Raw genomic sequence first — 23,291 nt, 5'->3', positions numbered from 1 at the left:
TCTAAGAGACTTCCCAACCGCTTGATTAAGAAGTCTTTTAGAGCATACAACACCTTAGACCGAAAAAACGGTACTGTTAATGTTCTAAACACTCTATATGCCAAAGACAATGCAACAGATGAGCTTGGAAACATAGATGTAAAAAGATCTCTGAAAAATTATTTATCATTACATAAAGATGAAATTTTAGCTATAAATACAGAAAAAGCAGAAGAATTATATAAAGACATTGGGCTCCAATTGCCCTCGTTAAATACAATTCTCTGCTTTGATAATAGTATAGCATATACAACAGCAAATGTCAAGTACCCGGAACAGGAAAGTCCCGAAATAACTCACTTTCATAATCCGGTAGAACATAATAAACTTTTGCCAATTCTCAATGCAAAAGCGGATTTCCACGAAAGCCTACTTGAAACACTTAAAGACAAGCGTGATACAAGAACGACAAAGATCGAAAGAAATGAAGTCAAGATCACAAAGCTGTCTTTAAAGGCAGATAAGCTTGAAGATCTGAATAAAATGTTCTCCTCTTTATCAGAACGAAGCAACGTTTTTAAGGCTATTGTGGCTCGAAATGAGCAGAAGATAAATGCTATTCGTAATGAAAAAATACCTGCACGGCAGCAGAAAATAAAAAATCACCAGAACCGCATAGCCGAAATTGATCGTAAATCTGAAATTATCGGGCACAAGCTTGAAATATGTGTAGCTCTCAGCGATACTGTGAAAAGCTTTGCTGTTATCGGAGCTGAGCGACGTCAAAGGTTTGCCACCGCAATGGACAAGCTTAATCAGAGTACGCTTGCTTGTTTAAATGATAAGAAAGCTGCTCTCGTTGATAAACTTGAAAGCCAAACCCAAAAGTATAATGCACCGGAAACGGCTATTTCTGCTAAGAGTGATATACAGAACAGCATAAATAAGTGCAATACTCAGATAGCAGATTTGGATAATAAAATCAGCACTTTAAGTCAAAATCACGCAACCTATGCCAAAAAATCAGAAGCCGAAATTGATACAGTAATGCAAAACACAGCAAATGCTGTTCAAACAAGCCTTGAAACAGGTGAAATAAGCGTTGCAGCAATTTCTGAAAAGGCTTGTCTTACAGCCGCACAGGAAAATCCATTTGAGTATTTGAAAAATGCTGAAATGGCGATGGAAGATGATTATAACTCCATTGATGGAATTATAAACAACGGCAAGAGAGATGAGCCGCCGCAGGAAAATAACATATCGCAGTCTGAAACTGACAAAGGAACGAATACCGTAGAGGACACAAAAGAAAAAAGATACATAAACCCTGACTATTATAAGTCCTTGAAAGCAGCCGATAGAGCTATCCTTGCGGTAAGTGCCGTTGAAGCCCAAAGGTTGATGAACAAGCTCAACGAGAATAAGATACCTTTTTCGGCAGTAAAAAGCGGTACAAACTTAAAGATAACGGTATCCAACAGCAACAAAGACAAAACTTATGAATTGCTCAATGCAGATAAAGCAAAATTTTTAAATCCTGAGTTTTATAAAAATCTTGATAAAAAAGAACGCTTTACACAGCGTATGGACGAAAAGTCCGCAAGAGCGGTCGTTGGTGAACTCAGGAAGAATGACATTGAACACTCCGCTGTACTAAATGGCGATAAATCTGCGGTAACTATAAAGCAAAGTGATTATCCGAAAGTGACAAGCTTTCAGATCTCAAGGAACTTTTTGAAGAAAAGAACAGAAGAAAAACACAAAGCTTCTCCTAAAGAGGTAAAAAATAAAGATAGGGGTGAACGGTCTTGACTACATACGGAAATGAAATATGGAACAAAGCGACTGATAATGATGATAAGACGATCGTTTCTTTGAAAGAAAAGGATTTAAAGAAACTGTGCAGCCTGCTTGAGCAAGCAGGAATGAACTATTACGCATTTTCTCGCAAAGGCACAAGCAAGCTTGCCTTTAATACCAAGGATCTGAATTGGTTTAAGCAAATACTCGGAAGCAGCCTTGCTGATAAAATGCTATATCAGAAACCAGAAAAGCCATATACTCCACCGAAAATGAATATTATCGGCAATATGGAATACAGATATATTCCTCAAAAAGAGTATTTTAAAGCCGATCGTGACGTTATCCTCAAGATGGCGTCACTTATGGAACAGCAGAATATAAAATTCTCTGGCAGGATTTATACAAACAATAAGGGTACTATTACCGTAAGTGCTGCGGATATAGATAAGCTCAAGGACATAAAAAATAGTATTATGCAAATGAGAAGTCAGACTGTACTGACTGTTAGCAAATCAGATATGCCGGAAGTTAAAAAGATACACAAAGACGTTGTTCAAAAGCGTAATGACTTTGTTAAGCACCAAGAGCAACACAAAGAGCATACATACACATTCATCGGCAACAAATATTATGACGATATAGCCCACAAGGAATACTTCTCGCCTAATATATCCCCGGAAAGATATAAAGAGATACAGCCCTATCTTGATGAGCTGGCAGAGTATTCAGGCTTGATAAAGGACGGACGAGTGATCTTCACCAGCGAACAGGGCAACACAGGAAAACTTATAGAAGCCCTGATAGAAGCACAAGACAAATGCGATCTTTCAAAAGAAATTGATAACGCTATGGCTGTCTTCATTGAGGATTCGTATAGCAAGGAAGATATATTAAAGTTAAAAGAGCCTATTATTGCTTACGCAAAGGCTTCTTTTGATGACCGTATTAACGACAAAGACGGCGTTCATTCAAATCTGATGAAGCTAAAACAGGAAATTGATGATAACATAGCACTTCAAAAAGTATATGAAAATCATAATTTTTCTGACGAACAAAAGGCTCTGCTGCGTCAAGGCTATTCCGAGGGAATATCTGTTACCGTTCTTGATGAAGTCGATGAGCGGTTATTGTTAGCTGATATACGCACATTCTTTGATATGTTCCATAGTGCTGTTGCCGGAGAAATAGACCCAAGTGATGTTCAAAGGTATCTCGACAAAGCTGTGCTCGAGCATTCAAAGCGACAAGATGATGAGATCGTCAAAAGCGAAAAAACATTTGCTGAACAGGTAGATGATGCTTTAAATGGAAAATTACCGTTCTACACAAGTCTAAAAGTTTGTGATACACCACAAATTTTGCTCGATGTTGGCTGTGAGCAGCTACCTATGCTGTACACACAAAAGCATTTGAAGAATGCTATTTTACCAACAGATGAAAAAAATCATCAGCACGGTCTTGATGTTGAGCAAGTCAAAAGGTTACCGAAGTTGCTTTCTTCTCCCGTAATGATTATTGATTCGCCAAATCGCAAAGACAGCATTATCGTTGTAACAACAGAAATTGACAAAGCTGATAACCCGATAATAGCAAGCATAAAGCCAAATGGCAAAGGAAGATATGAAGTCGAGAATATCAGTTCTAATTTCATTACAAGTGTATATGGAAGAAATAATTTTCCTGAGTATTTCAAGAGAATAGTTCAAGCAGATAATCTCCTGTTTTGTAATAAACAAAAAAGCCAAGAACTGTTTGAAAGATGGGGAGAACAATACTCCGAATTAACAAACAATCTTGACTTTAATACTATTATACACCAAAGTCACAATATTGTCAAGAGTGGAAAAACAATAGATAAACAGGAAAATGTATCTTTAGGCGAAACATTGCCGCCAAACGATCTGCACGCTGCATTTGAAAAGTTGTATGAAAATCACAATTTTTCAGATCAGGCAAAGCAGCTTCTTGAAAGAACTGAAAAACAGATGAAGATAAACGGCTATGACAACTTGAACCCTAAGTTGTTCCGTCTGCCGGTTTTTACAAACACCTATGGCAGTCCTTCAAATATGAACAAAACATTGTTTGACGGCAAGCTTAAAGATGTTATCGCAGAGGTCAACAGCTATCTCGGAATTAAATCTGAGCCGATGAAAGACAGTATAGCACCAACACTTACAAATGAATCGCAGTCTGAAACAAACAGACTTTTAGGTAGGCTCAAGCTTGACTGTGACTACTATTTGAAAACAGGCGCCGAAAAACATTTGTGGGCGGAAACTGTTGAAAAGCAGATAGCTAAGATCAATGAGCTATATGAGAAAATGCCGGAAAACGACTACTTCACAAGAGAACAGATAGACGATTATGAAAAGAAAATGCTTGCGATAAAAAATGGCGAGATTGAAAAACCTGTACCATATACAACGCCGGAAAAGCAAGTGCCGGAAACAACCGATACTGCCTTACCAATCGAAAAGGAAGCAACTCCGTCTGCTGACAATGAGAACACTACCATATCCTCTACCGCTGATGAGCAGCTTTCACTCTTTGAAAATTCTCAGGAAAATGCACAAGAAGAAAAGTCAGAAACTAATCCACCAACTTTATCTCCGGTGGATACAAAGTTGGACAATGATAATTCAGATGTAGATGATACATTTGCAAAGCAGCTTTCGTTTGATGATAACATTCAAGTATCATCGTCTGAAAATACTGAGAATAACGAGGTTCAGAATTTTGCTATTACCGATGATAATCTCGGCGAAGGTGGTGCAAAGACAAAATTCAAAGCCAATATTGCAGCTATCGAAACACTCAAAATATTAGAGAAAGAGAACAGACCGGCAACAGACGAAGAAAAGCAAACGCTTTCAAAGTATGTCGGTTGGGGCGGCTTACAAAACGCCTTTGACGATTCAAAGAAAGACTGGGCAGAAGAATATACCCAACTCAAAGAACTTCTGACAGACAAGGAATATAGTCTTGCAAGGGCTTCCGTTCTCGACGCTTTTTACACCACTCCAACTATTATTGACGGAATGTATGAAGCACTTGCAAAGTTCGGCTTTGAGGGTGGAAACGTGCTTGAACCTTCTTTAGGTGTCGGCAATTTCATAGGACGTATGCCGCAGGAAATGACACAGAACACAAAGATATACGGCACAGAAATTGATAGTATTTCCGGAAGAATTGCTCAAAAGCTATACCCAAATGCCGAAATAAAGGTTGAGGGTTTTGAAAAGAATGAGTACCAAAACGGTTGCTTTGATGTTGCTATTGGCAATGTGCCGTTCGGAGATCTAAGTTTTAAAGACCAGAAACATAATACTAATAAGCTGCACGATTACTTCTTTGCCGAAGCACTAGACAAGGTCAAGCCGGGCGGAATTGTAGCATTTATAACATCAACAGGTACGCTTGACAAGAAAGATGAGAGCATAAGAAAACAGCTTGCTGAAAAAGCCGATTTGATCGGCGCAGTCAGACTTCCCTCCGGAGCATTTAGGGCAAATGCAGGCACAGAAGTTACAAGCGATATTATCTTTTTGCAGAAACGTTCTGCGCCGCCGAAGGAGCTGCCAGACTGGGTGCATATAGGAGAGAACAAGAATGGCTTATCAGTAAATCAGTACTTTATAGACAAGCCGGAAATGATACTAGGAGAGCTTGTAAAAGACAGCAACCCCAGAAGCAGCGGTACAAAAGTCATTGCAGACAAGGACAAAGAGCTGGGAGCTCAGCTTTCTGAAGCGGTCAATAAAATGTCTGCGACTATATCTGATAACAAAGCCGTTGATGTTTATCCAAAACTGGACAATGGCGTTATAATACCGCCGCAAAACTTGCGGAATTTCAGTCTATTTGAAAAGGGTGGAAATATATATTTTAAAACATCGTCAAGAGTTTGCGAGTTTAAATACAACAGCAAAAACTCTCAGCTCAATAGAGCCAAAGCGTTTATTGAGATAAGAGATTGTACAAGAAATCTGCTTGCCGCTCAGGAACAAGATCATAGTGATGATGAGCTCAAAGCATTGCAGGGCAAGCTTAATACTCTTTATGACAACTTCTATAACAAATATGGGCTGCTTCACAGCCAAAGTAATAAGCGTTATTTCAGAGATGATATATCGTATAATCTGGTAGCCACGCTTGAAAAATCTTATGATAAAGACAAGCTGCTTGAAAAGTCAGATATATTCACAAAGCGCACTATAAAGCCAGCGATAGCAGCAAATCACGTTGATACAGCGATTGAGGCACTCACTTTGTCGATTGCAGAAAAGGCAAAAATTGATTTTGACTATATGCAGGAGCTGACCGATCTTCCAAAAGAACAGCTTATCAAAGAGCTTAAAGGTGATATATTCCTTGTGCCGAACACAAGTGAGGAGTATCAGACTGCAAGTGAATACCTGTCCGGCGATATTCGTCAAAAGCTAAATATTGCGGAACAATATGCAGAAAAGGACGGTAGGTTCAAAGAAAACGTCATTGCTTTAAAACAAGCTATGCCAGAGCCTTTGAAGTCAGGCGATATAGATGTGAAAATCGGCGCAACTTGGATTGACCCAAAGTATTATGAGCAATTCATATACGAAACATTCAATACGCCACAAATGAACCGTACTGATAGCCAAACATATCATTTTTGGAGAAAGCCAAAACCGATAAAAGTGGAATATTCTTCTGCTGCCAATGCTTACAGTATTACAAATAAGCGTATTGATAAATCAGTAGCCGTTACAAAAAAATTCGGTACGGATAAAACTAATGCCTATGAGATTATGGAGTCACTTCTTAATCTGAAAGACCCGAAAGTCACAATGCTTATCCCTGATCCGAATAATTCTGATAAAACCAAACGTGTTGTAGATATTAACGCAACAAAGCTCGCACAGAAAAAGGCAGAGAAAATCCGCAGCACTTTTAAAGATTGGATTTTTAATGACCCAGAACGTCGTGAAAAGCTTGTTGCTGAATATAACGAGAGATTTAATTGTATACGCCCCAGAGAATATGACGGCAGCAATCTGCGCTTCCCTAGTATGAATGCTGATATCAAATTACGAGAACATCAGAAGAATGCGATAGCACACGCATTGTTTGGCGGCAATACACTATTCGCTCATTCTGTTGGTGCAGGAAAAACTTTTGAAATGATAGCTAGTATTATGGAAAGCAAGCGTTTAGGACTTTCCACGAAAGCACTTATGTGTGTTCCAAATCACCTTACAGAACAGATCGGTGATGATTTTATGAAACTGTACCCGAACGCAAACATTCTTGTTGCAACAAAGCAGGACTTTCAGAAAAATAATCGCCAGCAGCTATTTGCCAAAATAGCTACCGGAAATTACGATGCTGTAATCATAGGTCACTCGCAGCTTAAAGCCATTCCAATGTCACAAGAGCGGCAAGAAAATATACTGCAACAACAAATTGATGATATTGTCGAGGGCATTAAGCTATACAAGAATAATAAAGACACCAACAACTTTAGCGTTAAGGCAATGGAACGCACAAAGAGAGGTCTTGAACAAAATCTCGAAAAGCTCAGATCTAAAAAGCAAGACGACGTTATAACGTTTGAAGAAATGGGAATTGATAAACTTGTGGTCGATGAAGCTCACGAATTTAAGAATCTCTTTACACCAACAAAGCTTCAGAACGTATCTGGAATATCCTCATCAGCTTCACAGAAAGCATTAGACCTCTTTACAAAGTGTCGGTATCTTGACGAAAAGACAGGTGGAAAAGGCATTATACTTGCAACTGGTACACCGCTATCAAATTCAGTCACCGAATTACATACGATGATGAGATACTTAGAATATGATTTCTTAAAAGCGAAAGACTTAGACCACTTTGACAATTGGGTATCTGTATTCGGCACACAAAAAACTGATTGGGAGCTTGCCCCAGCAGGCAACAAATTTAAACAGCGCACAAGGATCGCACATTATACTGGATTGCCAGAGCTTATGTCTATGTTCAAACAAGTCGCTGACATAAGAACCGCCGATACAATGAAACTTGATGTGCCAGAATGTGAAACTCATATTGTAAACGTTGAAGCGACAGATTTTCAGAAAAAGCTTGTCGAAGAACTAGCAGACAGAGCGGACGATGTGCAGGCAGGAAATGTTGAGCCAACAGAAGATAATATGCTTAAAATCACATCAGACGGACGTAAGCTTGGTCTTGACCCACGTCTTATAGACCCGTCTTTTGAAGATAGTCCGATGACAAAGCTCAATCAATGTGTTGAAAATGTTTTCCGTATTCATCAAGATACTGAGGAACGGAAACTTACGCAGATAATCTTCTGTGATCTAGGTGTTCCGCACAAGCAAAGCAACTTAGGAAACACAGAAGATGATGATAAAAGTGTTTCTGAAAAGGAATCGTTTGAAGAAGAATGTGATTTCTGTGTATATGATGATATTAAGAAAAAACTTATATCAAAAGGTGTTCCGGAAACTGAAATAGCATATATTCACGACGCAAAGACTGAAAAGCAGAAAACAGAGCTTTTTGACAAGGTACGTTCCGGCGAAGTAAGAGTGCTGCTTGGCAGTACTTCAAAAATGGGTACAGGTACGAATGTGCAAGACAAGCTCATTGCCGTACACGATCTTGATATTCCTTGGCGTCCGGCTGATATGGAGCAACGTAAAGGTAGAATTGTACGTCAAGGCAACCAAAATGAAAAGGTTCATCTGTATCGCTATGTTACAAAAGGCACGTTTGACGCATATTCATACCAAACCCTTGAAAGCAAGCAAAAGTTTATATCTCAGATAATGACTTCAAAAACTCCTGTTCGCAAATGTGATGATGTAGATCAACAAGCTCTCTCGTATTCAGAAATAAAAACTCTGTGTACCGGCGATGAGCGTATCAAAGAAAAAATGCAGCTTGATAATGAGGTTAAAGAATTGAACATTCTCAAAGCTGAGTATACAAATACAAAGCACGATATGGAGGATAAGATATTCAGAGCCCCGGCGGTAGAACAGCGTTTGAAAAATGCTATTGATAATTACCAAACCGACAAAAAGCATATAGAAAGTTTGCCGGTTGATCTTGAAACGCAGCAGCCTGTCTTTAAAATAACTATTGACGATCATACATATACGGATAGAACGGAAGCTGCAAAAGCTTTTGAAAAGGCTACATTTGACGCTGTAACAGCAAATATGGACAAATCAATAAAAATAGGCGAATTTCAAGGATTTCCGCTTTCAGTTTCTATGGACAGCTTTTCAAAGGTGATTCGTGCAGATCTAAAGGGAGCTGCAATATATCATACTGATATGGGCATATCATATTCAAACAATCTTAAACGTCTGGAGAATGCGTTGTACTCGATTGATGAAAAAATCAATAATGTACAAGTTGAGCTGGGCAAGCATAATTTTGATATTGCAGAAGCTAAAAAAATAGTTGCACAACCTTTTGCTCAGGCTGAAGAACTGGAAGAAAAGACTGAACGGCTTGCAACTTTAACTGATGAACTTAATCAAGCTGCTGCTGATTTTAAGAAGAATAACCCAGATAAGAAGCGTACCAATTACTTTGATTGTGCAAAGCTCAAAAAGGAAGCTGCAAGGCTGCGATCACAGGAGCGAAAGCCAAAAAAAGAAAAAGGTAAAGGAAAGGAGGAGAATGTGGCAATTTAATAATTGACAGAATTTCTCTATAAAAAATCGATTTTGCTATTGACTTTTCAGAAATAATCGGGTATAATATATATGAGGATAAGCAGTAGCTTATCATATGGAGGTTGTAGACCTCTGTAAAAAGCAGTGAGTCCTACTGTAAGTGGAAACCATAAGAGCAGTGAGTCCTACTGTGAGTGGAAACGATAAGAGCGGTGAGTCCTACCGTAAGTGGAAGCGATTAAAAAGGCTGCGGATATTTCCACAGCCTTTTTTATTAGGTGCAAAAGGAGAAAAATGGAACAAAAACGACTGCGGTTATACAAAATAGATATGAAATACATTCGTGATCTAGCACAAAAAGATGATAATGTTCATTCCGTTTCACCACAAGTTGGAAAAGATAATCGTCCATTCGTGGGAATAATAATTATATGCGACAATAAGAAATACTGTATACCTTTAAGCTCGCCAAAACCAAAACATCAAAAAATGAAAAATGACATAGACTTTATGAGAATAAATGTAGACGGAAAATTGCTAGGTGTCCTTAACTTCAATAATATGATTCCGGTTGATGAAAGATTTCTTATACCAGTTGAGTTACGCATTACTCGAAAGGATTCTTCCGAAAACACCCATTATAAGAAGATGGCGGTAAAGCAGCTGAACTGGTGTCAGCAAAATCAAGATTTAATTGTGACAAAAGCCAATAAGCTGTATCATATAGTTACTGAAACGCCGGATAAAATGCGTATGGTCACTAAACGTTGTTGCAATTTCAAAAAGCTTGAAGCTGTACTTGAGAAACGTCTTGAAAAGGAATTGGAGCAACAAGCTCCGGCTCAAAATTCTTTGGCAAGCAATAAATCAAAATCTCAAAGCAAAGCACCTTTTAGCGTTTCAAAGCTAAAGTCTGAAACGCAGCGTATACATAATCAAAGCCGAAATTCAACTGGCAAGAATAAATCTCATAAAAAAGACGATCACTCCCTATAAAACGTAAAAAGCAGACCTCGTTTTGAAGTCTGCTTTTTATTATGCTCTGAGCCCTTGAGAAATGCGTTCTAACGGCTTTTAGACGTTTTATTGAGAAATTTACGCATTGTGTTCTAATGCTCCTTAGTTCGCCGTACAGACGGCTTTACGAATACACCATTGTGGAGTATAAAAGCTCCTTGGCTTGCATATCAAATGTGTTTTCCATTTTAGCTTGTGTAAGAAAATCTCCACTTGCCAATGTTGCCTGATAATCTCTGTCCTGAGCTTTCCATATGCTCACTTGTCGATCAACTGCTTCATAGAACTTGGTTTCAAGCTCTTCAAGATAAACCTTTATTTTGCCGTCATTCACAAGCTTTTCAAGCTTATCTGAATTGTTTTCCAAACAGTAATTGATATAATAACGGACGCACTCAGAGTGATAAGGTGTACGTTCCTCAACGCCAGTATCGTCTGTATGCGTTACTGTGTAAGTGTCAGTATCAAGCTGCCAAACAGGTGTTGTGTATTTTTCACCGTCATACGCCATTTTTTCACTAGCAAAAATCATTTTTTACCTTCCTTTTTCTTTTTGTGTAAATATATGACCTCAGCTACCACCGCCAGAATTGCGATAATAAGAATAATATATGGGAACATTGATGAGCTGCTCTCCTGCTGCATATCTTCATCAATTTCTGTTTTTTCGGTCGAGGAAGCTTCAGAAGTCGCTGCCGAAGCTGTTGCGACCTTACCGCCTGTCACTCTTGCATTTCCGTCTTTAGTATTAGCCGTCGCTGGCTCTCCGGAAGCTGCAGAACCCTGATCGTCAATGATCGAATTGCTTCCGTCAGCATTTGCGACTTGATGTTCGCCGTTGACATAGCCTTCTGCATTGAAATTGAAGTCTTCATCATCATTTGCTTCTTCTTTGATTTTCGCCCAAGAGCCGTCACCACCGTGTGGGTCAAATGAATCGACAATATCTCCGTTACTATCAACCATATTCCACTTGCCGTCCGCAAGCGTGAAAGTATACAGCTTATCATTGCCGTATGTGTCTGTTTCCGGATCATAGGATTCTATGTAGAATTCCCCTGTTTCATCATCATCGGTCATATGCCAGTTTTTTGTGTAGTCCTCATTGTATTTTTGCCAAGCTTCCCGTATGTCATAATAGCTTGACCAATCGCTGACCATATACTTATCTCTGTCTTCATAGCGATAATGACCATACTGTTCATCAAGGAAATTCTCCAGAATGTGATATTCAAGAGAGCCTTCTGGGTTTTCCTCACCGGGAAGTGAATCCTTCCAGTATTGCGTCCAGTATTCATCAATGATCTCGTCCCTTGTGTAATCATCATCAGCATATGCTGTAATCGGCATACATATCGCCATTGCAAGTGCAGCCGTTGCCATAATTGTTTTAAACGTTCTTTTCATTATCTCCGACCTCCGTAATTATTCTATTCAATTCGGTAATGAGTTCCGAATTATCTCCATTCTCATCATAAAGCATAGCGTATGCTCCACAAAGCTGTTCCCACACATAACGAGAGTATTTCTCTCTGAGCTTGTCATAGTCAATATCAAGCAGCTTTGCCACCATTGGCAGCTCGACTATGTTTAAAGCCTTATTGATGTTATCATAAACATTTTTCACAGCGTTCTCATTCTGCTCGTTTACATCAACGGCATAGTCAAATGAAATACCAAGCTGTGACTGATAATCAAGTGACATAAGCGTATCAAAGTCTGCACCGGTTTCTTCGGCGATCTGCTGCATATCCTTATAGATACAGCCCTGCTGCCATAGCGTTCTCAGATTATCGTGCAGAATGCGGCATTCTTCCTCCGTGTCGGGATCAACCATTTCCATTGCAGCGATCATTGAGTTTGCGATATGTTCCGGAAAGTCTTTCAGGCTTTCTTCGCTTACTTCAAGTATCTCTGCTGCGGTGCTTAATGTTGGGTTTTCCATTACATTTTCCTCCTTTAAAATCTATCTCTCCATATCCTTTGATATGTTCTTCGTGTTTTGCCTATGTGGCTGTTTGCTTATCTGATTAGCTCTTTCTTTTAGCTGCTTTGCAGAAAATAAGGGCTTACTTTCTTTGGGCTTTGGATTCTCCTTTTGAACATCTTTTACCTTACATTTGCGTCTGCCTGTAAATACAAATGTAAGGTCGTGCTGTTCTCCTATATCTGTGACGTCAAAGCGATTCACACATTTAGAAATCCACGGTAAGGCTTTTTTTAATTTAAGCATTTTGGCTCTTATAGTACCGTCTGTCATTGGCTTAATTGATGTGTACCCTGACCATTGTCTGTGTTCAAATCCATTATTAAGAAGAAACCTCTTTACATCTTTATACGCTTGTCTGTAATTTTTGTTGGGATAATATTGTTTCAAAGCTTTTGTATCCAAATCAAAATTCAAGGCTTTCCTCTGCTCGTTTCCCATAATTAAAGACCTTCTTTTTCATAGGCTTTAATTACATCTTCACAGTAGTCTTTTCCATAAGCGATGTTATACCATATCATCTTTTTTACATATGGTCTGAACCACTCAGAATCAAAAAGTGTATTTTCAACTAACGCCATTGCCGCAAAATCGTCTTTATCATACCTATTGCTGACAAAGGTCATTGTGTGTTCGTCATTCTTTATCTCTGGTATGCCCTCATCAGAGAACATACCTCGTATAGCTTCATAAATGCTTTCGATAACATACTTGTTATCAGAGATTATTTTTTCATCATCAAGCTCGATCTCTATTTTGTATCGGTAATCCATAGGTGTTCCTCCTTATGTGTGCTTATTTCAATTGCTTGAAATAAAGCTCCAGAGCGTTTTCAATTATCTCCGAAACTTCCTGTGCCTTGCAACCGTCAAAATATCGTGAAAACGTATCTGAACTTATCTTCACATTCTTTGGCTTGCTTGGTTTTACATCAAGGTCGTTGAAAAGTATCTTTATGATCTCGCCGTGACGTAAAGAACCTTTTTCATTGGCAGCTTCACGAAGTATAGCAGCCTTTTTAACATCAATTTTGTGGTCTAAATCAATGATACTTGCCAGATTGTTTTGCGTGTCCAGATCCAGAAATGATAACTCAACGCCTGCACGAATTGAAAGGCTGCCATTATCGACGTATTCTTTCAGCTCGTCAATAAGCTTATCTATACGCACAAGTCTTGCCACAGTTGCACGGCTCATTCCATATTCTTCTCCGACTGTTTTATTGGTATCCAACTTTGTATCCACCGGAGAAGAAGTTGATTTATCAACAGGTTCGCTGGGTTCGTTGCCCTCAAGCTTTTCAAGTTCTCTTATGATATCATTACGCTTACCCTGCGAAAACATCTGATTGTGACGAATTGCCACTACAGCAGCTTGTTCGGATATTTTTAGATTGTCAAAGCCACGCTGCATAAGATTTGATTCGATCACATACATTTCAGCTTCTTCGTCTCTAAATTTGTGTTCGGAGTTTGACGTAATTGCACTCATATCATCACTATGCTCTTTATCAAATGCTTCTTTTAGTGCCTGCACGAATAGAGAATTTTCATTCATATAGCTTCCTCCTTCAAATTATTCTTTGTTATTTTTCTTTTCAAGTTTTTCAAAATAACACAATCCAGCATCATTGCCGACAAATTGATATTCTTTCTTGTTGTAAGCTCCCCACTCTTTTTGACAAGATAGACACTTGTACTTTGTAATTCTCATTGTTGGCTCAACGTTCATATCGCCTAACATTGCCCCGATCCAATCTCCATTATCTTCAATGTCAATGCCGCTTTCACGCAAGCAATGTTCAGATACATAATTGTACGAAGTGATGAGTGTACCCATTACCGGAGTTCCACCACAATATGGGCATTTAACTAAATCCTTTTTAGCTTCCAATTTCGTTTCTCTCCTCATCTATACCAACAATTTCATTGGACAAAGCGATATATTCATCGCCCAACCTGTTCTTAGTCTTGCAAAGAGCATTGCCGCTTTCTGACGATTTGGCAGCTTCGACAGATTTATGTATTGACGTTTTAAACACGCTGCTGTATTCGTCAGAGAGCGTTTTAAGAGCGCTTCTGCTGACATTCGTGTTATCTACCATTGTAGGCAGAACGCCGATCAGAGCAAGCGCAGGGTTGATTGTAGACTTGATCTGAGTATACAAAGAATTAAGTGCCTGCAAACCGTCAAGACTAAACTTCTGTGTCTGCACCGGAATAATCATTCCGTCTGCTGCTGTTAAGGCATTAATGAGCAATACGCCTAACGATGGCAAGCAGTCTATCAGAACATAGTCAAACTGATTCGTTATTTCTGGAGAGAGTATTCGCTTCAGGGTAGTTTCTCTTGCAAGAGCTGTTGCCATAAGAGTTTCTGAGTTTGCAAGATTTATGTCTGCCGGAATGTAGTAAAGCTTGTTTCGGTCATTAAATCTGATACAGTCAGACACACTATCGGCTGTTGTTATTGTGCTTCTTGTCACCTCAGCAATAAGCTGTGTCATAGTGGCTTTATTGTCTGCTACATAGCAGAGGTATTCCGAAAGGTTCGCCTGTGGGTCAAGATCAATAAGCAGCACCTTTTTGTTATGTTTCAGCGAAAGAGCTGCTCCGAGGTTAAATGTTGTAGTGGTCTTGCCCACGCCGCCTTTCTGATTGCATACTGCGATAATTTTACCCATTTTTTCTTCCTCCTATATATTTTTCTCACCTTTTATATCAATGGCGTACTTGTCATTGCTGCAATACTTTGCAATGTTGACAGAAAATGCGCCTCCCATACCTGTGATTTTATTTTTACTTTCTCCTATATATTTTTCTACCTTTATATCAACGTATCTGCGAACATTATCCGAATTTCTATTCGGATAATTGCTGCTTTCCTGCAAGAAAACATATCCGTCCTTTTTTAGCTTTTCTGCAAACTTCTCGACTTCTTCGGGTAAACCCTCAATTCTTACTTTCACCATATTCCTCAATTCCTCCTTTATTTCCTTCAACGATATTTACATAAACATCTGTAATAAAATCCTGTGTTACTTTTAATTTGACCTCTGTGGGCAATGGTTCGGTAATCTCATTAACAACAGCAATTACCCCAGAAGCAAGTTCTGTAAGTATGTCAACGAAACTTCCTGATAGTGAAGTTTCAACCTTTGTTGATTTTATATCATTTGTTCTTTTAATGTGTTTTGCAGTAATCTGTACCATAAGCCCTCCCACTATCAAAACGGAACGCCGTCATCATCTAAGACATCTTCAAACTCTGCAAGGTCACTTTCTGACAAAACGGTGAAATCGTCAAGAGTGTCTGGCGTAGCAGGAAGATTTGAAGCCGCTTCACTTTTCTTTTGGCTGCCGGTAAAGTGAATTTCTTTTATAACGATCTGTTCTGAAATACGATTATTACCGTTTTTATCTACCCAGCGGCGATTACGGAGTGTGCCGACAAGCATTATCATATCACCCTTGTGATACCATTCTGTCACGATTTTCGCACGGCTCTGCCAAGCAATGCAGTTAAAGAAGTCAGCTGCTGCTTCACCGTCCTTTGGCTTTGGTCGCTGTACAGCAATCGAGAATGTAGCAAAGTCATTGCCGCTTTCCGTTGTTCTCAGCTCCGGTTCTGCCGTAAGTCTTCCCAACATCATTACATAGTTCAACATAAAAATTCCTCCTGTTTTTGATTATCTCACTTTGTATCCGGTGGATAAAAAGTTGCTTTTTTAAATTATTAAAAAGGAACAACGTCCTCTCTATAAAATTCTTCTCCAAAATAGTCTTTTATGATATCGTCTATTAAGTTGTTATTGGTTTTATGCTCCATATATGGAATGAAGCTTTCGATCCAGTCTCTCAACTCTGGTTCGCATTTTATAATGTACTCTGTTGCATTGCTGATTTCAGAATGCTCTTTTGAAATAGCGAATGCCGCCCACTTGTCACGGAATTTCTCCTCCTTTAGCCTTGTAATAACCTCGTTTGTAATTGTGTCATCAGAAATAATTCTTTTTGCCATAACTTATACCCCCCTATTCTATATTACTCTGGAATTCTGCGTCAATAAATTCTCTTAGTTCTTTTTCTTTCTGGGTGAGTTTATGGAGTTCTTCCGATAATTGTTTATAAACCTTTCTTGCGGCTCTATCATCAAAGCAAATATACTGATTGCCGGCATATTTGATCAATCTTGCAGTAGTAAATTCTGCTTGAAATTTTGCGAAACAATAATCTGCAAACTCCTCATTATTTATTACAAACGGAAACGTCTTACGTTTTAAGATTTCTTCACGAGTACAAGCATACTCTCGGTAATTGTATCTATCACTGTACATATAAGTCACCCCCTTAAATTGAATAATAAGTAGAACGAACGTTATAAAACTTATTACGCAAAACATCAATGCGAATTTGAAAATCAGTAATTTCAGACTTTGAAAGAAGTTCTATAACATCATAAGCCATTATAATTGATGAAAGATCATCAAATTTAGCAGAAACATAATTAAAACTAATCTTACCATTAGCATACTTATCAATAGATTCTTCTACATTTTTTTAATGGACTTCAATCCAACGACGAGAACGTTTTTCCATATCAGCCTTTTTCACGACAATCAATCCTTTCTCTTTAAACAATGCCGTCATTGTTTTACTATAATAAATATATCACACAATGACAGCATTGTCAATAGGGATTTATAATGTTTACAGAAATTTAATAATGCCGTTTATATTGACAGTCTTGACCTCTTGTGATATAATCAGTAGTGTCATTGTTTTACGACTTGTAGAAATAAAAAAATATGAGGTGATTTAATGTATACAGTCCGCTGTAAGAATTGTGGCAATTACTATGAAAGTGCTGTTAATCGGTCCGGTGTTTGCGATGACTGCAAGCAAACAGTCAGATCAAGGACAAATACAAAATACCGTGACAAAAATTATGATCGTGTTACCCTTTATGTCCCCAAAGGCAAACGTGAAGAACTTAAAGAATATGTTGCAAAACAAAATATGAGTATGAATGAATTTATCAATAACGCTATCGAATGCTATATGGCTGAAATTGAAGCCAATGACGAGTATGTAAGAAATAATTCAGAAGAAACATCAGATGATGAAACACCATTCTGATTATTCAAGGTCACCTTTTTTCTTAGCTCGTTTGAGAGTATTCTCACGTTCATTTTCAAGATAATCATTAACCGCCGTTCTCGCATAGTCAAGGTCTTTGATCTTTTCCTTGATTTCGCAATACAGAGAATTGGCGGTATTTCTTTGCTCTATTAATTCCGCCTTACGTTTTTGCAAGACTTCTTCTTTCGGCAGCTTTTTATCCGGGAATTTTTCCGTCAAATATTGTCCAGCCTTGTGAAATTTCTTAAGCTCAAGGCTGTGTGTTTCCTCATATTTTGCTTTCTTCCTATCAGACTTCTGAGAATTGTATTCCTCGTTAATAGGCTTGTACTTCCGGAAAAGTCTTAGGTTCTTTATTTGCTCATCAATATCGTCTATACTATTCTTCAATGAGTTGAGATTATTGACCAAGTTCACTCTTTCTGTGAAATTTGAGATAGCCTTGTTTTCTATTTCATCGGTGCTGCTTAAACCTTGATTGGTAAGTATATTGATTACTCGTGAAGCTTCCTTCATATTCTGTATATTTGCCCACCTCTCAAGCCCTTTACTTGACTGGATTTTATCGCTTGATGTGTCAATGATCTTCGTCCTTTGCCGACGTCCATATTCACCTTGTTTGAAATAGTTGTATTGCTCAATACGCCTTTTGATCTGTGGCGTTTCATAATACCAGCCAAGTGTCTTTGCTCTGCTCCATTTTTCTTGTCCTTGCATACGGAATTTTAGATCAATTTTATGCTCCGGATTATATGTAACTTCAATGCCTTTGTTTTTGGCGTTTTGAATAAATTCATCAAAATCTGCACTCTGCATTATACATTCATCAAGTGCAAATTTTAACTTTGTTTTCCACGATTGTCCTTGTTTATTTTTGTCCCACTCGTACCAACTTTTGCCCTTATTTTTGTCAGGGTCTTGCACTATTGATAAACCATTTTCCTTACACAATTCATCGCTGATTTTTCGTAAAGTTTCCCAAGATTTCTTTTTGCCCCTGTCCTCTAAATATGCAAAACTTTTACCGTTTTCAAGGTTAGTATTATTGAAAACTATATGGCAATGTATATGCTTTTTATCGGTATGAACCGCCAACACATATTGATACTGACTTTTCAATAATCTGTCGCATAGTTCCTTGCCGATCTCAAATGCTTTTTCAGGTGTGACTTCATTAGGCTTGAAGCTCTGAACTATGTGTTGGGCAAGCACCTTACATCTTCCTGTACCGATGTAATTCTGAATGCGTGAAAAATCTTTATCGGCTTCATCTGGGTTTCGGGAACACATAAATGAATCAACAAGCATACCGCCATTCGTTTTGTTTTCGTTTATGATATACGCTAACGCTCTAACTTGCGTAGTAGAGATAGAATGTATGCTTGTTGTTGCCATATCTCATCAACCTTTCTCTGTATTTCTTCAATATCATCTATATAAATCGACTTCTGAGAATTTGCTAGTTTTGCGATCTGATTGATGTTATCCGCAGCATTTTTCATCACCTTTTTCATTTCGGTAAATTCACTTGTATCAACATTTACAATTCTTCCGCCTAGCGATATTCGGCGAAGATAGTCGCTCATACTTTTACACTTCGCAAGTTTAATTTTAGTAATTAAAACTTCCAATTCCACATCGTCAACTCGGAATTTAACAATATTATTTCTGCTATTATCCATTTGCTTTTTTACCTCGCTTAATAAAAAATACACATTTTATTGCTTTAGCATTGTATTCTTTTTTCGGCTTTGCCGTAAATTCTTTGTTCATAGAAATATTAATTTTTCAATTAGATATTTTTCTGAACATTGTCGGGGTCTTAGGGTTCTCCCTAACAAGCTGAATTTTTGGAAATTCAGACATTTGTGGCACAAATGTCGGTGCTTGCTGTTTTTGAAACCACCCTAAACGGGCGGTTTTGAAATTTCAGGCTTACAGCCTTTTTTTAATTTCGGTTATCGAAATTATTTTATCTGTTTTACAAGTCTAGGTATACAAAATGTCCCTCTATTATTTATAGCCGATGAAAAATCGTAAAACGCAACCAAAGTTTTGTACTTTTATGATAGTTTACAGAAAATTAACAACTGCATTTTGTAAAATCATTGTACTTACTGAAAAAATGTGGTATAATCGCATTAGAATTAAATTAGCCAGCCTGCATAATTCGGAGGTAAGAAGAATTATGCAGACTGATAAAGATTATTCCGATGATATTAGTCGATGGGTCAAGATTATGAAAAGGCGTGAACGCTATGAGCGTGAACGTGAAGCGGAGCTTAGGCGGCGTAACAATATCTGTAGTTGTGGTTCTGACTGCGACTGGGGGCTATCATATGCAGCCTATATGAGCTGGAAGCAGAGCGAAGAAACAAAAAAGTCCTGCCAAGCTCTTTATGAAGCTTTGGAGGACTTGCGGCTTATTGATCCAGCCGGACACAGACTTGTTGTCGAATATTATCTTGAAGAAGGGGTTACTCTTACAGAAATCGGGAGAAAACACGGGATAAGCAGACAGGCTTGCAGAAAGAGAATTAATAAGTGCCTTGATATGCTTCAAACTCTTGTCAAACTGCACAGGCTAGGAAAGTGACTTTTGTGCAAGTCTACAAAAGTTGCGGAATTTGTCAAAAATAATCCTGTTTTGGTTGCATTATGGCGAAAAATCTCGGTATTACTTATAGAGGAACTTATCGAAATAATTCCAAAAAAGCAACTTGACAAAAAAATATTGAAGAACATCTGAAAATTTTTTTGCTGTCGCACGAGATTTTAGTGCATTAAAGCTTGAAAGTGAATAGCGTTTGTGGTATAATAAATACAGTTGATTATCATAGCCTGTTTGCAGAGAAAGTAAGGAGGAAAAATATCGTGCAAACAGCAGAAAAAATAACGGCTCTCTATTGCAGACTAAGTCAAGATGATGAATTAAATGGTGAGAGTAATAGTATCAAAAATCAGAAAGCAATTCTTTCAGAATATGCGAACAAAAACGGCTTTATGAATTGCAAGTACTATGTCGATGATGGTGTGAGTGGAACGACGTTTGAAAGAGCTGGTTTTCGTTCAATGCTTGATGACATACAGAACAGATTGGTAAGCACAGTTATTGTGAAAGACCTTTCCCGTTTCGGACGTGATTATGTTATGTCCGGATACTACACAGAAATTGTATTTGCACAGTACGAAGTTGAGTTTATAGCTGTTACGGACAACGTTAATTCCAAGGAAGGTATGGGAATGGATTTTCTTCCGTTTCACAACCTAATGAATGACTGGTATGCAAGGGATATTTCAAAGAAACAAAAAGCTGTGATTCAGAGCAAAGGCAACGCAGGAAAACGACTTAGCCCGAATCCAATCTATGGATACAAAAAAGACGAGCAAAAGCAATGGATTGTAGACGAACCGGCGGCTGAAAACGTAAGACTGATTTTTCGACTATTTGCCTACGAAAACAAGGGCGTGCAGTACATTGCAAATTATCTTTTTGCAAACAAAGTTTTATCGCCCAGAGCGTATCGTGGAGATATTCGCAAGGGTTCATATGCTGAACTAGAACCTTGTCTATGGACAACAGCGACAGTAAGCGAGATCCTTGATCATCAGGAATATTGCGGTGACACCGTGAATTTCAAAACTGAAAAGAAGTTCTACAAGTCCAAGAAGATAACTCGGAAAGATAAGGAAGATTACAAGATATTTCCTAACACTCACGAAGCGATTATTGATCGTGAAACTTTCAAGAAAGCTAAAGAAATCCGAGATAAAAAAGTTCGGCATACAAGATTTACCGAACCAGCACTTTTTGAACGTCTTGCTTACTGCTCAGACTGCGGACGAATAATGTATATCAGGCGAAGCAGAAACAATGTGCGGTATAATCACTATTTGTGCAGCGGATACGCAAAGCAGATAAAAGAATGTTCAGCGCATTATATCACAGAAAGCAAGCTTGCTGAATTGGTCTTGTGCGAAATAAAAAAAGTCATATTGTTTGCCAACAAAGACTTCGAGCATTTTAAGGCGATCGTGAGCAACCAGATCATCAGCAGCAACGCTAAACGCCTTGCTCAGATTGAGAAAGAACTTTCCGCATTAAACCTTGAACTTGATGAATTACAAAACACGTTGAGCTTGTTGTATATGGATAAACTCAAAGGGAATGTAAGTCAAGAAGTATTTGTTCTGCTTTCGGAAGAAAATGCAAAAACGCAAAATTCATTGAAATCCCAAAGGATTGAATTAAACGAAGAAGCCGTAAAAATAAAAAAATCGAGTAGTGATGTAAATCACTTTTTCTCAATCGTAGCAAAATATGAGTGTGTGGAAACGCTTAACTATGACGTTCTGCATAGCTTAGAGGAGCGTATCAAAGTCTATGAAGGCATTGGTACACGGAAAAATAGAAACTATAACGTTGATGTCTACTTTGTTGGTGTCGGTGTTATTGATTTAGAAAACTTTGATTAGTTCCCTAAGAACGGTAAAGACAGTAACGTAAGTACTTCCATCACGCTCATATCTTGCTCACCTCCAAAACTGGAGGAAGATTTAAACCGCCTACCGTCGTTGCAGTATGCCCTACGCATATTCTAGCATACTTTTGTTCTCTTGTCAATATATGTCGATAAAAAACAAACCGCACACAGTACGGCTTAACGCTGTGTACGGTTTAAAGTCTGTCCGCTCCTCAGGCTACAAAGTAACCTGCCCGAAGTCCAGTTAATCCCGAGTTAAAAAAGACATAAACTGGTTTGTATTCTCCATCCCTGACCGATTATACCTATTAAGATCAAAAAGGCAGCTTTCATCGCCTTTTACGATGTAGTTCATCTTGCCCTCAACGCCTAGGCTTGCCTCAAAGCCCATATTTTTTACAAGGCGGCGAGAGCTTTCGCAGTTTATGCCGAAGGGATAAGTGTAAACATTTGGCTGGAAGCCACAATGCTCGTCGCAGAGGTCTTGAAGCTTGGTGGTGTCTCGGAGAAAGACCTTGCGGTATTTTTCGTAGGTCTCGTTTTCAAGCTGCATAACGCCACGGCGTTCGCCAAGGTTGTGCATATCGTAGGAGTGATTGCATATCTCCACAAGGCCGCTGTTTCGCAGCTCTGTTACGTCCTGCCAGTCGAGGTAAGAATAAGCAGGGTTTGGCTGGGCTTCCTCGCAGGCGATATCCGTGTATGAACCAACTATGGATACAGTCGCTTTGAAATCGTATTTCTTTAAAAGCGGAAGAAGATATTCCTTGTAATTGTATGTGCCGTCGTCAAAGGTCAGCACAACAGGCTTTTCTGGTAGCTCCCCATCATATTTCACATAGCGTATAAGATCGTTGACAAAAACAGGAGTGTAGCCGTTGTTTTTCAGCCATAGCATATCCTTTTCAAGCTCGATAGGCGTGATGACATATTCGCCTGTCCTTGCTTCGTCTTTAAGTATGCTGTGATACATTATTATTGGGACGGCAACGCCCTCTTTTTTTTCGTCGTTTTCCTGTGCCTGTGCGGAAAAGCCAAAGACTACCGCCGCTGCAATGACCAGCGCAAGAAGTATCATAACGGACTTTCTTAGCCGCAAGCTTATAAACATCATAATACACCCCCGATAAATACTATTCGGATTTTTATTTGATAATTACATTGTAAATTAACAAAATGTGCAGGGCGGGTACTTGAAATTATTGTGCAA

Annotated in this window: 21 protein-coding genes; 5 read left to right on the top strand and 16 right to left on the bottom strand. The window is 38.6% G+C overall.

Annotated elements, in window-relative coordinates:
• The 3 genes from QZ371_RS04080 to QZ371_RS04070 form a co-directional block, all read left to right on the top strand.
• On the top strand, positions 1 to 1,791 hold a 1,791-nt coding region (locus tag QZ371_RS04080; protein WP_295209818.1), incomplete at its 5' end, for a DUF4316 domain-containing protein.
• Positions 1,788 to 9,470, top strand: coding sequence for an LPD11 domain-containing protein (locus QZ371_RS04075; protein WP_295209815.1), 7,683 nt, complete (start codon positions 1,788 to 1,790; stop codon positions 9,468 to 9,470). The genes QZ371_RS04080 and QZ371_RS04075, both read left to right, overlap by 4 nt.
• Positions 9,471 to 9,680: 210 nt before the next feature.
• Positions 9,681 to 10,448, top strand: a complete 768-nt coding sequence (locus QZ371_RS04070) for a type III toxin-antitoxin system ToxN/AbiQ family toxin (RefSeq protein WP_295209812.1) — start codon at positions 9,681 to 9,683, stop codon at positions 10,446 to 10,448.
• Between the two features lie 145 nt (positions 10,449 to 10,593).
• On the opposite strand, the gene QZ371_RS04065 is transcribed toward QZ371_RS04070, so the two are convergent.
• From QZ371_RS04065 to mobC, 15 genes are all read right to left on the bottom strand, one after another.
• The gene (locus QZ371_RS04065) at positions 10,594 to 11,001 is read right to left on the bottom strand and encodes a hypothetical protein (RefSeq protein WP_295209809.1); all 408 of its coding nucleotides are present in this window, start codon (positions 10,999 to 11,001) and stop codon (positions 10,594 to 10,596) included.
• Complete coding sequence (locus QZ371_RS04060) at positions 10,998 to 11,876, bottom strand: hypothetical protein (protein ID WP_295209806.1); 879 nt, start codon at positions 11,874 to 11,876, stop codon at positions 10,998 to 11,000. Before QZ371_RS04060 ends, QZ371_RS04065 begins: the two co-directional genes overlap by 4 nt.
• Complete coding sequence (locus tag QZ371_RS04055; RefSeq protein WP_295209803.1) at positions 11,860 to 12,414, bottom strand: hypothetical protein; 555 nt, start codon at positions 12,412 to 12,414, stop codon at positions 11,860 to 11,862. The genes QZ371_RS04060 and QZ371_RS04055 overlap by 17 nt, the downstream gene beginning before the upstream one ends.
• Positions 12,415 to 12,435: 21 nt before the next feature.
• A complete protein-coding gene (gene vapD / locus QZ371_RS04050; RefSeq protein ID WP_295209800.1) occupies positions 12,436 to 12,897 on the bottom strand; it encodes a VapD family protein in 462 nt (153 codons plus the stop codon).
• Positions 12,898 to 12,899: 2 nt separating this feature from the next.
• Positions 12,900 to 13,229, bottom strand: coding sequence for a hypothetical protein (locus tag QZ371_RS04045; RefSeq protein WP_295209797.1), 330 nt, complete (start codon positions 13,227 to 13,229; stop codon positions 12,900 to 12,902).
• A 22-nt stretch (positions 13,230 to 13,251) separates the two neighbouring features.
• Positions 13,252 to 14,013, bottom strand: coding sequence for a chromosome partitioning protein ParB (locus QZ371_RS04040; protein WP_295209794.1), 762 nt, complete (start codon positions 14,011 to 14,013; stop codon positions 13,252 to 13,254).
• Between the two features lie 18 nt (positions 14,014 to 14,031).
• Entirely contained in the window at positions 14,032 to 14,349 is a 318-nt protein-coding gene (locus tag QZ371_RS04035; protein ID WP_295209791.1) for a hypothetical protein, read from the bottom strand.
• Positions 14,339 to 15,139, bottom strand: a complete 801-nt coding sequence (locus tag QZ371_RS04030; protein WP_295209787.1) for a ParA family protein — start codon at positions 15,137 to 15,139, stop codon at positions 14,339 to 14,341. The genes QZ371_RS04035 and QZ371_RS04030 overlap by 11 nt, the downstream gene beginning before the upstream one ends.
• Before the next feature lie 12 nt (positions 15,140 to 15,151).
• Complete coding sequence (locus tag QZ371_RS04025) at positions 15,152 to 15,427, bottom strand: DUF3970 family protein (protein WP_295209784.1); 276 nt, start codon at positions 15,425 to 15,427, stop codon at positions 15,152 to 15,154.
• Positions 15,408 to 15,668 (bottom strand): hypothetical protein, encoded by a 261-nt coding sequence (locus tag QZ371_RS04020; RefSeq protein ID WP_295209781.1) that lies wholly within the window; start codon positions 15,666 to 15,668, stop codon positions 15,408 to 15,410. The genes QZ371_RS04025 and QZ371_RS04020 overlap by 20 nt, the downstream gene beginning before the upstream one ends.
• A gap of 14 nt (positions 15,669 to 15,682) precedes the next feature.
• Positions 15,683 to 16,123 (bottom strand): single-stranded DNA-binding protein, encoded by a 441-nt coding sequence (locus tag QZ371_RS04015; RefSeq protein WP_295209778.1) that lies wholly within the window; start codon positions 16,121 to 16,123, stop codon positions 15,683 to 15,685.
• Between the two features lie 68 nt (positions 16,124 to 16,191).
• A complete protein-coding gene (locus QZ371_RS04010) occupies positions 16,192 to 16,476 on the bottom strand; it encodes a hypothetical protein (protein ID WP_295209775.1) in 285 nt (94 codons plus the stop codon).
• Between the two features lie 13 nt (positions 16,477 to 16,489).
• Positions 16,490 to 16,792 carry a hypothetical protein gene (locus QZ371_RS04005; RefSeq protein WP_295209772.1) on the bottom strand — a complete coding sequence of 101 codons (303 nt, stop codon included), beginning with the start codon at positions 16,790 to 16,792 and terminating at the stop codon, positions 16,490 to 16,492.
• 802 nt (positions 16,793 to 17,594) lie between these two features.
• Positions 17,595 to 18,992, bottom strand: a complete 1,398-nt coding sequence (locus QZ371_RS04000) for a relaxase/mobilization nuclease domain-containing protein (RefSeq protein WP_295209770.1) — start codon at positions 18,990 to 18,992, stop codon at positions 17,595 to 17,597.
• A complete protein-coding gene (gene mobC / locus QZ371_RS03995) occupies positions 18,941 to 19,279 on the bottom strand; it encodes a plasmid mobilization relaxosome protein MobC (RefSeq protein ID WP_295209767.1) in 339 nt (112 codons plus the stop codon). Before mobC ends, QZ371_RS04000 begins: the two co-directional genes overlap by 52 nt.
• Positions 19,280 to 19,785: 506 nt before the next feature.
• On the opposite strand from mobC, the gene QZ371_RS03990 reads away from it, so the two are divergent.
• Positions 19,786 to 20,193, top strand: a complete 408-nt coding sequence (locus QZ371_RS03990; RefSeq protein WP_295209764.1) for a sigma factor-like helix-turn-helix DNA-binding protein — start codon at positions 19,786 to 19,788, stop codon at positions 20,191 to 20,193.
• A gap of 278 nt (positions 20,194 to 20,471) precedes the next feature.
• The gene (locus QZ371_RS03985; RefSeq protein WP_295209761.1) at positions 20,472 to 22,073 is read left to right on the top strand and encodes a recombinase family protein; all 1,602 of its coding nucleotides are present in this window, start codon (positions 20,472 to 20,474) and stop codon (positions 22,071 to 22,073) included.
• A gap of 252 nt (positions 22,074 to 22,325) precedes the next feature.
• Here QZ371_RS03985 and QZ371_RS03980 read toward each other — a convergent pair whose 3' ends face one another.
• On the bottom strand, positions 22,326 to 23,195 hold the full coding sequence (locus QZ371_RS03980) for a polysaccharide deacetylase family protein (RefSeq protein ID WP_295209758.1): 870 nt from the start codon (positions 23,193 to 23,195) through the stop codon (positions 22,326 to 22,328).
• Positions 23,196 to 23,291: the final 96 nt, after the last annotated feature.

The sequence above is a fragment of the Ruminococcus sp. genome (genome assembly GCF_019423705.1).
Taxonomy (GTDB): domain Bacteria; phylum Bacillota; class Clostridia; order Oscillospirales; family Ruminococcaceae; genus Hominimerdicola.
This window is presented reverse-complemented; position numbering and strand designations above follow the sequence as displayed.